General features: G+C 45.7%; 11 protein-coding genes. 6 read left to right on the forward strand and 5 right to left on the reverse strand.

Annotation, left to right across the window (positions count from 1 at the left end; genetic code table 11):
* Positions 1-101 precede the first annotated feature (101 nt).
* The gene (locus DP120_RS08445; RefSeq protein WP_112223190.1) at positions 102-401 is read left to right on the forward strand and encodes a transposase; all 300 of its coding nucleotides are present in this window, start codon (positions 102-104) and stop codon (positions 399-401) included.
* On the forward strand, positions 398-1,294 hold the full coding sequence (locus DP120_RS08450) for an IS3 family transposase (protein ID WP_112223191.1): 897 nt from the start codon (positions 398-400) through the stop codon (positions 1,292-1,294). Before DP120_RS08445 ends, DP120_RS08450 begins: the two co-directional genes overlap by 4 nt.
* A 239-nt stretch (positions 1,295-1,533) precedes the next feature.
* On the opposite strand, the gene corA is transcribed toward DP120_RS08450, so the two are convergent.
* The gene (gene corA, locus DP120_RS08455; RefSeq protein WP_112223192.1) at positions 1,534-2,490 is read right to left on the reverse strand and encodes a magnesium/cobalt transporter CorA; all 957 of its coding nucleotides are present in this window, start codon (positions 2,488-2,490) and stop codon (positions 1,534-1,536) included.
* 164 nt (positions 2,491-2,654) lie between these two features.
* On the opposite strand from corA, the gene DP120_RS08460 reads away from it, so the two are divergent.
* A complete protein-coding gene (locus DP120_RS08460; RefSeq protein ID WP_112223193.1) occupies positions 2,655-4,112 on the forward strand; it encodes an amidase family protein in 1,458 nt (485 codons plus the stop codon).
* A 141-nt stretch (positions 4,113-4,253) separates the two neighbouring features.
* Here DP120_RS08460 and DP120_RS08465 read toward each other — a convergent pair whose 3' ends face one another.
* Complete coding sequence (locus DP120_RS08465) at positions 4,254-5,204, reverse strand: ribose-phosphate diphosphokinase (RefSeq protein ID WP_112223194.1); 951 nt, start codon at positions 5,202-5,204, stop codon at positions 4,254-4,256.
* A gap of 181 nt (positions 5,205-5,385) precedes the next feature.
* Here DP120_RS08465 and DP120_RS08470 point away from each other — a divergent pair, with 181 nt between their 5' ends.
* Positions 5,386-7,050, forward strand: a complete 1,665-nt coding sequence (locus tag DP120_RS08470; RefSeq protein ID WP_112223195.1) for a formate--tetrahydrofolate ligase — start codon at positions 5,386-5,388, stop codon at positions 7,048-7,050.
* A gap of 430 nt (positions 7,051-7,480) precedes the next feature.
* Entirely contained in the window at positions 7,481-8,440 is a 960-nt protein-coding gene (locus DP120_RS08475) for a nuclease-related domain-containing protein (RefSeq protein WP_133257378.1), read from the forward strand.
* Between the two features lie 490 nt (positions 8,441-8,930).
* Here the strand turns inward: DP120_RS08475 and DP120_RS08480 are convergent, their stop codons facing one another.
* The 3 genes from DP120_RS08480 to DP120_RS08490 form a co-directional block, all read right to left on the reverse strand.
* A complete protein-coding gene (locus tag DP120_RS08480) occupies positions 8,931-9,362 on the reverse strand; it encodes an Hsp20/alpha crystallin family protein (protein WP_112223197.1) in 432 nt (143 codons plus the stop codon).
* A gap of 234 nt (positions 9,363-9,596) precedes the next feature.
* Positions 9,597-9,962: a YhfM domain-containing protein gene (locus DP120_RS08485; protein ID WP_133257379.1), complete on the reverse strand. Its 366-nt coding sequence runs from the start codon at positions 9,960-9,962 to the stop codon at positions 9,597-9,599.
* Positions 9,963-10,248: 286 nt separating this feature from the next.
* Positions 10,249-12,357 (reverse strand): sensor domain-containing protein, encoded by a 2,109-nt coding sequence (locus DP120_RS08490; protein ID WP_112223291.1) that lies wholly within the window; start codon positions 12,355-12,357, stop codon positions 10,249-10,251.
* Between the two features lie 540 nt (positions 12,358-12,897).
* On the opposite strand from DP120_RS08490, the gene DP120_RS08495 reads away from it, so the two are divergent.
* Positions 12,898-13,956 carry an LLM class flavin-dependent oxidoreductase gene (locus DP120_RS08495; protein ID WP_112223199.1) on the forward strand — a complete coding sequence of 353 codons (1,059 nt, stop codon included), beginning with the start codon at positions 12,898-12,900 and terminating at the stop codon, positions 13,954-13,956.
* Positions 13,957-13,963: the final 7 nt, after the last annotated feature.

The raw sequence follows: 13,963 nt of genomic DNA on the forward strand, positions 1-13,963 counted from the left end.
AGTACCGAAATACTGTCCATTAGTGGGGTTAGACTTAAAAGTGGACACGACCAAATGAGTTTCGACATACTGAAACTACTAATCCAAAGGACGTGTCGAACATGGAAAAACACAAAACACCTGAGTTTCGGGAATATGTCGCCAAACTGATAGTAGACGATGGAAGAAAAGCGACACAACTGGCTTACGAAATGGAGCTCAATGAAAAGTCGATCCGCCGCTGGGCAGCTGATTACCGGAAAAAGAAAGAACGATTGGCGAATCCAGACAGCGAGCGGCTGATGAGCAACTCTGACTTACAGAAACAACTCGCAGACACCGAACGGCGTCTAAAAGAGCGAGATGAAGAGGTCGAGATCCTAAAAAAGGCCATGCGTGTCTTCAACAAAGACCAAACGTGATTTTTGAATTCATCCAGGCACACCGGAATGAATATCGCGTCGTGAAGATGTGCAGCGTCCTTGGTGTATCCAAAAGTGGATTCTACAAATGGCACAATTGCTTATTCACTGGCCTGCTTTCGGAAAAGCGGGCCAAACGGGAAGAGATTCAGCAAAAAATTGCCCGTTCCTATCATGAAAGCCATGGCATTTACGGCAGCCCCCGCATCTACGAGGATCTGAAGGCGTGGGGTTATTCGGTGTGCGAACGAACCGTAGGCCGGTACATGAAAAACCTGGGCTTATGTGCGCTACACGAAACGAAATTCCAAGTCACGACGGATTCGGCGCATCAGCAGTTTGTCTATCCGAATTTATTGGAGCGCAAGTTCCAAGTTGCAGCACCGAACAAGGCCTGGGTTGCCGATATCACCTATATCTGGACGATGGAAGGCTGGCTCTACCTGGCGAGCGTAATGGATCTCTTCTCCCGTAAAATCGTCGGATGGAGTCTGGATGCCACCATGAAAACTGAGCTTCCTCTCGGAGCCTTAGAACAGGCGATGGTGCTCAGAAACCCAGATGAGACACTGATTCATCATTCCGATCGGGGCTCTCAATATTGTTCTGATGAGTACGTCGAATGTTTAGGGACAAAACAAATTCAAGTAAGCATGAGCCGAAAAGGAGATCCTTATGACAATGCTTGCATTGAATCTTTTCATGCCAGTTTAAAGAAAGAACTGATCTATCGAACCCGCTACAAGACGCGTGCCGAAGCGCAAGCAGCCATCGGCTGGTATATAGACAGCTTCTATAATCAACGTCGCCGCCATTCCACACTCGGTTATCTGTCACCCAACAATTACGAGAAAGCGCACAATTTTTTGTACACCCAAATACTCGTTTCATGATCAAAATGACGGTTGAGGGCATTGGTTCGATTTGAACCAATGCCATCGACTGTCCGACCAAACCAAGTGCGGTAGCGATTTGGAAAGTAAAAAAGAGCAAATAGGCGTGTCCACTTTCTTGACGGAAGACCATTAGAGATTTCTAGCTCGAACTCCCCATCGCAAAGCAGTTTTGAAGGGATAACTCATTAGTTATTTATTTCATAATATTCCCAGAAATAAACCCACAACGCTCGCCTCTACTTAAACCAGCCCAGCCGCCTGAACCACCCAAACATCGCTACAGCAACAATCCCCATAATCCCCAATACGACAAAGTAGCCATATTGCCACGTCAGCTCCGGCATGTTCTCGAAATTCATTCCGTAGATTCCGGCGATGAACGTGAGCGGCGCGAAAATCGACGTGATGATGGTCAGGACTTTCATGACGTTATTGGTCTGATGCGAATTAAGGGAAAGATAACTGTCCCGGATATCCGCCGTCAATTCGCGGTTCGACATAACCATTTCTGACAGCTTCAGCAGATGGTCATAAATATCCGAGAAGTATTCTCGGCGGTCCTGGATTTCATTTAAATGATGGGAATTCAGCATCCGGTACAGCAGGTCGCGCATCGGATTGACGGTCTGCCGCAAACTGAGCAGCAGTGAGCGGGAATCGAATAGTTCTGTCATGAGCACGTCCATCGATTTATTCTGTGTATTGTCTTCGATTTTCGCCAGGCTTTCTTCGATTTCATATACCAGCGGAAAATAATTATCGACGATTTTGTCTAACACTTCATAAAACACGTAGAACGGATTCCATTTATCAAGATTCCGGTGAGCCAGCAGCCGGTCCCAAACTTGCTTCACTTCCTTGGAAGCGTGCCAATGGAATGTGACGATAAATTGATCGCCTACAAAAAAGTCCAATTCTTCCTTCACCAGATCCATCTCTTCTTCCCGCACATTATGCGTAACAAAAAATGTATGGTCATCATAATAGTCCAGTTTCGGCCGCTGCAGCCTGTGAATGCAGTCCTCGATTGCCAGCGGGTGAAACTTGAACGTATACGCCAAATGCTGGAGCTCCTTATCCGTCGGCTGATCAAAGTCCGTCCAGAACCATTGATACCGTGAAAAATCCACTTGCTCCAGCGGAACATCCGCCTCTAATTTATTGTCGTGTGTAATGCCAATGACATTGATCATCTATGTACCACCTCTTGCCCAGGGATTTCTTCTATAATACTTATACTACCCTTTTCCACAATAAATTAAGGCACATTTTAAAGCAAACAATATTCTGGCATCCAACAAACCCAAATAGTGTACACTAACATTAGGATTTTATTAATCAGCAAAGGGGCATGCAGATGGGAACAACTACATTCGAAATAAACGAAACGACAATCAATGAAATTCAGCAGGCTTTCAAGGAAAACCGCCTCACTTCAGTCGAGCTGGTGAAAAGCTATCTCGATCGGATTGAAAAATACGATAAGAACGGTCCGAAGATCAATTCGGTGCTGACACTCAATCCCGACGCACTGAAAATCGCTGCCGAGCTGGATGAAATGCGCGGACAGGATGGTCAGGGGCCCTTACACGGAATTCCGGTCCTCTTAAAAGACAATATCGAAACGACGGACGCCATGCCGACGACAGCCGGTGCCATCGTTCTTGAAAACAATTTAGCCCGACAAGACTCATTTGTGGCGGCACAATTAAGACAAGCCGGCGCCATCATTCTCGGCAAAGTCAATTTGAGCGAATGGGCGTATTTTATGGCGCATGAAGTGCCGAGCGGCTACAGCTCACTTGGCGGCCAGGTTCTCAATCCTTACGGCGTCAGCACATTTAAAGCCGGGGATGTCGGCGGTTCGAGTTCCGGAACGGGTGCAGCCATCGCATCGAATTTTGCGGTTGTCGGTGTCGGCACCGAAACTTCCGGCTCGATATTAAGCCCTGCCAGTGCCAATTCCATCGTCGGCATCAAGCCGACGGTCGGCCTCATCAGCCGCTCAGGCATCATCCCGATTTCTGAAAGCCAGGATACAGCCGGTCCCATGGCACGCACTGTTACGGATGCGGCGATTATGCTGGGTGTGTTGACCGGCGTCGACGAGAGCGATCCGGCAACTCAAGCAAGCGCCGAAAAAGCATTGACCGATTACACGCCTCATTTAAAAACTGACGGATTGGAAGGCGCACGGATTGGCGTCGATGTATCGTTCTTAAACGACGAAGAGCCGGAAGAACGCGCAATCATCGACCAGGCGATTGAACTCATGAAATCGCTTGGTGCAACCGTCGAAGAAGTGACGATTCCCGTAGAGCCTTTCCAATCAGACGTTCTTTGGTATGAATTCAAGCGCGGCGTCAATGCCTATTTGAGCACAGTGTCCGATGACGTCCCTGTCAAAACTTTGGCGGACGTTATCGAATTCAATAAACAGGATCCGGAGCGCCGCATGAAATTCGGCCAGGCGGAACTGGAAAAATCACAGTCGATGAGTGATGATCCGTCCGACCCAAGATACCTGGAACACCGCGAAACCGATTTGCGGACGGCAAAAGTCGAAGGCATAGATGCCGCATTAGCCAAATACAATTTGGACGCCCTCTTATTCCAGGATAACCGCGGCGCCGGCATGCCTGCAAAAGCCGGCTACCCGTCAATTACTGTTCCAGCCGGTTACACAAGCAACGGCCATCCGGTCGGCGTAACTTTCACGGCGCAAGCCTTCAGCGAAGCGCGTCTGGTTGAGCTTGCCTATTCCTATGAACAGGCTTCAAAAAAACGGATTGCACCCAACCTAGATTCGATCTGATGTTAAGTTGAAATAACAAAACACCCTCTGCTGAGAAGCTGGTATGGAAATACCAACAGCTTAGCGGAGGGTGTTTTTTTAATGAGGGAACGATTTTTACCGTCCCCTCAGATTTCATTTGTATCCTTTCGCCTTCAAAACCTATTCAAATAAAGGCGTTACCGGCTTCTCGTTATGGACGTGTTCAATCGCTTCCGCCAATAACGGCGCTACTGAAAGAATCGTAATTTTCGGTGTGCGTTTTTCTTCAGGCACGTCGATGGTGTTGGTGACTACAAGCTCGGTTAGAGCCGAATCCTCGATGCTCTGAATCGACTCACCTGAGAGAACCGGGTGCGTGCAGCAGGCGTAAACGGCTTTCGCGCCGTTTTCCACGAGCATATCGGCAGCAAGCGAAATCGTTGTTGCGGTATCGACGATATCCACAATGATGATGACGTTCTTGCCTTTGATGTCACCGACGATATTTACGGTTTCAGGTGCACCAGGCTCTTCCTGGCGTTTATCGATAAAGCCAATCGGCACATTCAGATGATCCGCCAAATTACGTGCCCGTCCCAGACCACCGTTGTCCGGTGCTACCACAATGGCATCTTCCAGTTTTTTATCAGCGAAGTGTTTCTTTAGAATCTTGCCGCCGCGCAGCTGATCGACCGGCAAATTGAAGAATCCCTGGATCTGAGGCGCATGGAAATCCAGTGTGATGATGTGGGTAGCGCCTGCTTTTTCAAGCATATTAGCTACAAGCTTTGCCGTAATCGGTTCGCGTGAACTCGCTTTCCGGTCCTGCCGCGCATAGCCGTAATAAGGAATGACCACATTGATGGTATTAGCGGATGCACGCTTCAGCGCATCGATCATGATGAGGAGCTCCATCACATGTTCATTGCCCGGCTGGGAGGTCGACTGGACCAGATAAACATCTGCCCCGCGGACACTTTCTTCGATATTAATCTGGACTTCCCCATCACTGAAACGGGTGATCGAGCTTTTGCCCAACTTAACGTCGAGCAAATCTGCAATTTCCTGCGCTAAATCGGGGTTGGAATTCAAGGTGAACAGTTTGAAGTTTTTACGTAATTGATAAGGCAATGGGTGGGCCCCCTTCTTAAAAATCTTAATTGTAGATAATTTTATGATACCGTTTTATGGCGGCAATAGCCAACGGTTAGCGGGTATTTCCATTTTTCATTGTATTCGGGTAAAAGCGCTGGTGTTCTTTTCGTTAAGGCATTATGGTTATAATAAATAAAAAATGAAAGTGGGAAAATGAATGTCGTTTACGGATTTATCGATTGCTGCTGATGCGAAGATTTTGCCCATCCAGGAAATTGCGGAAAGGGCCGGAATTCCGGATGAAGCGCTGGAATTATACGGAAAATACAAAGCGAAAATAGATGTCAATTCATTGCCGGCGGCTGTCGGTTTAGGGAAAGTCGTGCTGGTGACGGCAATCAGCCCGACACCTGCGGGCGAAGGGAAATCCACGGTGACAGTCGGACTTGCTGATGCATTCAAGCAATTGAACGAATCGGTAATTGTGGCTTTGCGCGAACCTTCACTCGGACCAGTTATGGGTGTTAAAGGCGGCGCGACGGGTGGCGGATTTGCACAGGTGCTTCCGATGGAAGACATCAATCTGCATTTCACCGGCGATATCCACGCCATCACGTCTGCGAATAACGCGTTGGCGGCTTTTATTGATAACCACCTGCATCAAGGCAATTCCTTGAACATCGATCCGCGGCGAATTACTTGGAAGCGTACTTTGGACATTAACGACCGCGCGCTTCGCCAAGTAACGATTGGGCTTGGTGGACCGTCTGGTGGCATCCCTCGTCAGGACGGTTTCGATATTACAGTGGCTTCTGAAATTATGGCCGTGCTGTGCCTCGCGACGTCGCTGGAAGATTTAAAGGAACGTCTGGCAAGCATGGTGATTGGTTATACGTATGAAAGAATACCGGTTATGGTGCGTGATCTAGGTGTTGAGGGGGCGTTGACTTTATTGCTTAAGGAAGCTTTCAAACCGAATTTGGTGCAGACGATCGAAGGCACGCCTGCCATCATTCACGGCGGACCATTCGCGAACATCGCGCACGGATGCAACTCACTGATGGCCACGAACACGGCGAGACGGCTCGCGGACATTGTGGTTACTGAAGCGGGATTCGGCGCGGATCTGGGTGCTGAAAAATTCATGCACATTAAATCGCGCAAAGGCGGCTTCCATCCGGATGCGGTCGTGATTGTGGCGACGGTGCGGGCGTTGAAGATGCATGGCGGAGTTGAGAAATCGTTGCTTGGTGGCGCGGATGCGGATGCAGTGCGACGCGGCATGGTCAATCTGGCCAAACATGTGGATACGATTCGCCAGTTCGGCGTTGAGCCGGTGGTGGCATTGAACCGTTTTGTTGCCGATAGCGAGGAAGAAATTGCGGAGATTATGTCGTGGTGTGAGGCGGCTGACGTGCGTGTTGCGCTGACGAATGTATGGGAAAAAGGCGGCGCCGGCGGTCTGGAACTTGCCGGTCTCGTGAAAGAGGAATTGGAGCGGCCGAAAGACTTTTCTCTGCTGTATGAGGAAAGCGATTCAGTTGAAGAGAAACTTCGTGTGATTGTGCAGAAAGTTTACGGCGGCGCTGATATTCAACTGACCGATAAAGCGCAGAAGCAGCTTGTGGAATTGAAGAAATTTGGCTGGGATGCCCTGCCGATCTGCATGGCGAAGACGCAGTACTCGCTGTCCGATCAGCCGAAACTGCTCGGCCGCCCGGAAGGCTTTACGGTGACGATCCGTGAAATTATGCCGAAACTTGGCGCGGGCTTTTTAGTGTGTTTGACGGGCGACATCATGACGATGCCCGGCTTGCCGAAGCAGCCGGCGGCGTTGAAGATGGATGTTGGGCCTGATGGTGAAGCTATTGGGTTGTTTTAGAATTTGAGAGTGTGTTTGTGTGATGTTGTGTTATTTTCCCCGGGGGCTTCGGCTTGCGGGGGTTTTTTTGTGGTGTGTTTTTTGGGGGGATTTGCTGAGCGCCCGATTATTTTTTTGAACGCCCGATTATCTTCCTGAGCGCCCGATTATTTTTTTGAACGCCCGATTATTTTTTTGAGCGCCTGATTATCTTCCTGAGCGCCTGATTAATCCTCCCCGCCCCTTTTCAAAAGGAAAATCGCCGTCATTTTATCGGTTAAAGAGAAAAAACCACTCCCACTAACTCAAATACTGAAAGAAAGTGACAAATAGATGCTTTTCGCCCTGGCGAAAAGCGTAAAAGCCAAGCTTTACTTCAGCTAAATTATTTTTAGAATTTTTAAATAATATCGTTTCGGAATGCTATAATTTATTCACATGACAGAAAGAGGTGGCGATTATAAAAGAGCCGATTGAAATTTTGCCGCAGGGACAGGCCATTAAGTATTTTATTGCAAGGCCGCCGGAAAAGCACCCCAGGAAAGAATACCTCGAAAATCAGCTGCATCGCAAAACGGCCGGCGAGCGTGGGGAAAATAAGATGCGGAAAAAATTTCAGGAGTTTCACCTGGACGAGAATTTTGCGGCGTTATGGGACATCGGCCTGATAGACGGCGATTGGAAGACGCAGTTTGACGGGCTGGTAATGACGGAAAAGTGCATAATCATCCTCGACTCGAAGAATGTCAGCGAAGATCTCCACTTCGATGAGAAGACGGGTGAATTTATTCGCATGGATTCGAAAGGGCAGCGGCTGATTCTGGATAATCCGGTGTTTCAGCTGAACAAGAATATACTGTTTTTGAGGCGCTGGCTCAGGAAGCGGAAAATCGATGTCCGTGTGAAGGGACTGATTGTGTATACAGCAAATCAGTGTCTGTTCCACTCGAAGCCGTCCGGCGCGCCGATTTGCAAAACGTATCAGATGAACGACTATCTCTACAACATCCTTCATTCCCTTCCTCCAGATCCTACACCTTTGAAAGTCAATAAAATCAAGCGATTAATCGAGGCCAGTCACTCGCCATATGTGCGAAGGCCGCTATGTGAAACGTATCAAATTGCATATAGCGACTTGCAAAAAGGCGTCTATTGCGCGAGTTGCAAGGGATACCAAGTGGTGCGCAGTAAACGGAATTGGGTGTGCCTCCGCTGCGGGGCGAAAAATTCGACTGCTCATCATTTTGCGCTGCAGGAGTATTTTTCGTTTGTGGATGACAGTGTTACGAATAAAGAATTTAGGGAGTTTTGTTTGTTGGAGTCTTCTGATGTAGCGAAAAGGATTTTGGTTCAGTATGACTTTGAAGTGTTTGGTGAAACCAAGTCACGACGATATCGAATAAAAGAATAATCATGATCGCCGTCTAAAAACGGCGTTTTTTTATGCCCGAATTGCTGAACGCCCGATTATTTCCCTGAGCGCCGGATTATTCTCCTGAGCGCCCGATTATTCTCCTGAACGCCCGATTATTCTCCTGAGCGCCCGATTATTCTCCTGAACGCTGAAATAATTTCTACAAGCTATTTCGCCTCCCCAAAATTAGCCTCCAACCCTCCTTTCAAAGCCAAATCACCTTCTTACACTCACCCAAAACCTCAATTTGATGCTTTTCGCAGGCGAAAAGCGATTAAAAGCTTTAAAAAACACTAAAAGTCATCACCACTTTCTCCTGTTTATCCATTAGATGAAAACTTCCCCACTCCACCCAACTCCAAAGCCAAATCACCCTCTCACACCCCCCAAAAAATTACATGCTTATCGCAGGCAAAAAGCGATTAAAAACAAAAAGCCGCACCCACAACACGGGTGCAGCTTTAAAACTCGCTATTCATGCGGTCACTCACTCCAGCCGGATCTGCTTTCCTTTTTTCTTCTCGTCGTCACGCGATTTTGGAACTTCCAGCTGTAGCATGCCGTCCTTGAACGATCCGGTAATTGCATCGTCGTCGATGTCGCCTACGTAGAAGCTCCGCTTGAAGGAACCGTATGACCGCTCTTTGCGGATGTAGTGGCCGTCTTCGTCTTTCGATTCTTTATTTTCTTCGCGCGTACCTTCGATTTCCAGATAGCCGTCGCGGTACTCGACTTTCACGTCGTCCTTGGAGAAGCCGGGGACGTCCATCTTCATCTCGTACCCATTATCGGTTTCCTTGATGTCGACATTTGGGTAATGGGATTCCCGGAAGAACCGGTCGAACAAATCGGTCTCAAATCCACTTTCAAACAAACTTGGGAAGAAATCGTCGCGTTTGCTTGGCAATAATCTTCTCATAGCTGGCTCGCCTCCATTGGAATAGTTTTTAAAACCATTGGCTACGGCAACTCTCCGATTATCCTGATCTGAACCGTTTGGCCAATCCCTCCCTTTTTGTGTGTAATCTGTTTTCAATAAAAATTATATTCAAAATCAGTTTGGTGTCAATTGAAAAACATCAAAAAAATGCGGTGTTGTGGGGGTTTTGGCTTTGGATAACATGCTGTTTTTGCAACCGGTAATCTCAAGACGCTACTCTAATATCTCCCGAATAACCTCTCTTGCTCCATCGTTTTTCAGCTTATAAATTCCAACTGTCTTATCTGTTTGAAACATGTCAAAGTCGTCACCGAAATTCAGCCACAATCTTAAAGTATCAGTTGATCCATCCTTGTAAACCATCCTTACTTTATAATCTTCAAATCGCGTCACTTCGTACGCACCATTTTCATGACCGGCTTTATTGACTGATTGTATAAAATCCTCAATTTCTTCCTGATCATCAATCAAAACTGCTTCTCCAAATTCATCGTTCGCAGAATCATAAACCGATACTTCCAGCTGGACCGGGACTTCTTTAAAGTCATGGAATGAGAAGACGAGGTTAGTAATAAGCAAAAGAACGCCTGACACTAGCAATATTAGTAAAAGCTTCTTCATGGCAAGTCTCCTCTTTATTCGTTTAGACGTTAGAACTTGTGAATTGGTTACATCTAAATCATATGACAGTCACCCACAAATAATGCCTATTTACCGCTCGGGATAAAATACATAAAAAACCGTACCCGGGAGCCTTAGAGGCTTTGGATACGGCATATTATATAAGAAAATCCCACTCTTAATCGGTACATTCACTCTATCAGTACTACCACGCTAATATATGGGTGCTATTTTTCGTTTGGCACTACCAAAATTTCTTGGGTGTATTAGTCAGTTTATGCATTTCAACTGGTAAAGGGCGACTGAAGAAATAACCTTGTCCTCCATCACAATTCTCTTCCCTTAGATAAGTCAATTGTATTTCATCTTCAATTCCTTCGGCAGTGACATCCATATTCAATTTATGAGCCAGCGATATGATGGTCGATGTAATTTCCTTACCGTTTAAATCGTGGCTGATATCTCCGATAAAACTGCGATCGATTTTTACACGATTAAAGGAGAACTGTCTTAAATAGCTGAGTGAAGTGTAACCTGTTCCAAAATCATCGATGGATATTGAAATGCCTAAGGACTTTAAGTTCGCCAGACTTTCTTTAAGTGTTTCAGTATTTTCCATTAAAATGCTTTCTGTGACTTCAAGCTCCAACCATTCAGCATCCAGTCCTGTTTCTTCGAGTGTTTTTTTAACTGTCTGTAAAAAATTCGGGTGCTGCAGCTGAATTGTCGAGATGTTCACACAAATCTTAAAAGGGTGTATCCCTTCTTCTTGCCAAGCCTTGTTCTGTGAACAGGCGGTGTGTAGAACCCAAGTGCCTATTGAAATGATATGGCCGCTTTCTTCGGAAACCGGTATAAACTGATCAGGTGGCACCATCCCCAAATCCGGATGATTCCAGCGGATCAACGCTTCCATTGCACTAAGTTCTCCGGTTTTCAAATTTGTTATAGGCTGATAATGAAGAACAAATTCCTGGTGGTCGATTGCTGACCTCAGCCCTTCTTCAATTGCCAGTTTATAGGCAGTGTTTTGGTCAAGCTCCTCTGAGTAAACGGTAAAACTGTTCTTTCCATATTTTTTTGTGTGATACATGGCTATATCCGCTTTTTTGACCAGTTCATCGACACTTTCTCCAATCCCTTTACTAAAAGCGATGCCGATGCTTGCCGAAATAGACAAGGAATGACCGTTTATATCAAAAGGCTCCACGAGTACTTGGTTAAGGCGTTCAGCCATTTTAATGCTTTCTTCCTCTCCAGTATTCGGCAGCAGAATGGCAAATTCATCTCCGGCAAATCTTCCGACCGTATCTGTAAGCCGGACATTCTCTGACAATCTTTTTGAAACAATTTTTAAAAATTCATCTCCCAGATGGTGGCCCAATGAATCGTTAATGAACTTGAAGCGGTCTAAATCGAGGAAAAGGACAGCAGTCGGCTTTCCGTTCAGTTCTGAAAAATTTAATATTTGTGTTAGACGGTCCTCAAATAACTTTCGATTCGGCAGCTTTGTCAGTGAATCGAAGAAAATAAGTTCCTCCATGACTTTTTTATGTTCAATTCGTTCTGTAATGTCTTTTGCAATGCCATAGACCCCGACAATTTCTCCGGCCTGTTTCACTGGGAATTTTGTGATTTCAATGTTCTTTCGCTTGCCATCTTTATCAAGCATTGTAATATCATGATTATTAGGAATCCCTTTTGCTGCTTGCCCAAAATATTCTTGGGTAACTTCCATATCTTCGGGTACGATAAATGGCGAGAAACTCATCTCCATCAATTCCTGTTTGGAATACCCCGTAAGCTCCTCGCACGCTGGATTTAAATCTGTAAAATTGCCTTCCAGGTCAAAGGTGAAGACTGCATCAGGATTGTTATAAAAAAGGGATTCAAAGCGTTCCTGGTTCTCCCTAAGCTTGAGGTCTGCAATAACTTCCCCTGTCACTTCAAATACGGAACCGAACAGGAAGGATTGTCCATTTTTAAAGATCTTTTTCGAATGAACCTCAATATAAATCATTTCACCATCTTTTTTGTATAGCCGCAATCGGTAACGTGCATAGGTCTCTTGGTTTTCTTCACTGTTAAGAATTCTATCTTTTACTATGAATAAGTCATCTGGATGGATAAGTTTGTTCAGCTGCTTTTCATCATTTAGCATTTCCTCTTCTGAATAGCCAGTCAGTACACAAAAATGCTTGTTTACGTACGAGAAAGACCAGTCATTTAAGATATACATGCTAACAGGTGAATGCTGAACCATCACTTCAAACATATCCTTATAGAATGCAGCATCCAGTTGTGTCTGCTCCCCTTTCAATTTCATAATCAATTCGTTTTCTTCCTCTGTCATTTTCAATATGTTGACCTCCACTAGCTTTAATAATCATAGACATAAGCAATATAGAATTCCTTACACAAGGGGTTTTTTCACTTTTACTTTTATTGATTCAACTAAATTATTCAAAGCTTTATTTAAATAAGTCATGAATTTATGTAAATTTGATAAAAAGTCTAACTGAATATTGACATTTTCAAAATACCAATACTTAAGTCCTTTATACTTTTTTTACATATAAGAATTATAGACTTTTATCTTATTTTAAAAATGGGCAAAATATACTAATTAGTTTTTTCATTTCCATTTATAACCTAAATCATCTATTACACATTCAAAGAAATTTAGTCGACTTCTGTTTAGTTCACAGTTATTGATGCAAATCCGTCTATCCGACATTTGATAAATATACAAAGACTATATATTCTAAAATTTTTTAAGTTTATAACCAAGTTAGCTGGTCAGAATAAAAGGTTTTATTGTATAATGATTTCATACTCTAATTGAGTGAATTATTTGAGAACAAAATTTCTTTATGGAAGGAATCGATGATAGATGAAATATGGATTTTGGCTGCCGATATTCGGCGGATGGCTGCGCAATGTGGAAGATGAGAATATGCCGGCGACTTTTGACTATGCGAAACAAGTGGTGCAGTCGGCTGAACAATGGGGTTATGATACGACGCTGATCGCTGAATTGAATTTGAATGATATTAAAGGTATGGAAGCTGATTCGCTGGAGGCTTGGTCAACGGCGGCTGGACTTGCGGCAGTGACGGAGAAGATTGAGATTATGACGGCAATCCGTCCGGCTTTCCATAACCCGGCGGTGACGGCGAAAATGGCGGCGAATATCGACCGGATTTCGAATGGCCGTTTCACGCTGAATGTCGTGTCTGCCTGGTGGGCGGAAGAAGCGCGCCAATACGGCGGCCAGTTTACCGAGCATGACGAACGCTACGAACGGACGGATGAATTCCTCCAAGTAATGAAAGGCATGTGGACGCAAGACGAGTTTTCATTCAAAGGGAAATACTATGATATCCAGAATGCGCGGCTTTCACCGAAACCGGTTCAACGCCCGAACCCTATTCTGTACGCTGGGGGCGAAAGTCCGCGCGGCAAGAAGTCGATTGTGGAAGGCTGCGACGCTTACGTAATGCACGGCGGCACGGTTGAAGAAATCCAGGCGAAAATCGATGACATGAAGAATTTGCGTAAAGCAGCCGGCAAATCGCCGCTTCAGTCATTCGGAATGGCGGCTTATGTCGTATGCCGGGATACGGAAGAAGAAGTCGCTGCGGAATACGCGCGCATTGTGGATATGAAAGAGTCGAGCGGCTATGTCGGCTATGACGATTTCGTCAGTAAATCACAGCTGGAGCAGCAAGTAAAATTGGAGGATTATTCGGTGTCCAACCGCGGCTTGCGCCCGAATCTGATTGGAACACCGGAACAGATTGCCGACCGTATCCTCGCTTATGAAGAGGCCGGCCTTGATTTATTGCTGCTGCAGTTTTCACCGCAGCTGGAGGAAATGGAACGCTTTTCGAAAAAAGTGATGCCGCTGGTTGAACAAAAACGCGAAGCGCTGCAGGCGCTTTCGAACTAAGGAGTTT

This window comes from Planococcus halotolerans (assembly GCF_003289955.1).
In the GTDB taxonomy this organism is placed as follows: domain Bacteria; phylum Bacillota; class Bacilli; order Bacillales_A; family Planococcaceae; genus Planococcus; species Planococcus halotolerans.

Bases quoted from the DNA above. Each gene is read 5' to 3' on its own strand.
- DP120_RS08445 (WP_112223190.1), top strand. From the start codon at position 102: ATGGAAAAACACAAAACACCTGAGTTTCGGGAATATGTCGCCAAACTG.
- DP120_RS08495 (WP_112223199.1), top strand. From the start codon at position 12,898: ATGAAATATGGATTTTGGCTGCCGATATTCGGCGGATGGCTGCGCAAT.
- DP120_RS08470 (WP_112223195.1), top strand. From the start codon at position 5,386: ATGTCGTTTACGGATTTATCGATTGCTGCTGATGCGAAGATTTTGCCC.
- DP120_RS08480 (WP_112223197.1), bottom strand. From the start codon at position 9,362: ATGAGAAGATTATTGCCAAGCAAACGCGACGATTTCTTCCCAAGTTTG.
- DP120_RS08460 (WP_112223193.1), top strand. From the start codon at position 2,655: ATGGGAACAACTACATTCGAAATAAACGAAACGACAATCAATGAAATT.
- corA (WP_112223192.1), bottom strand. From the start codon at position 2,490: ATGATCAATGTCATTGGCATTACACACGACAATAAATTAGAGGCGGAT.
- DP120_RS08490 (WP_112223291.1), bottom strand. From the start codon at position 12,357: ATGACAGAGGAAGAAAACGAATTGATTATGAAATTGAAAGGGGAGCAG.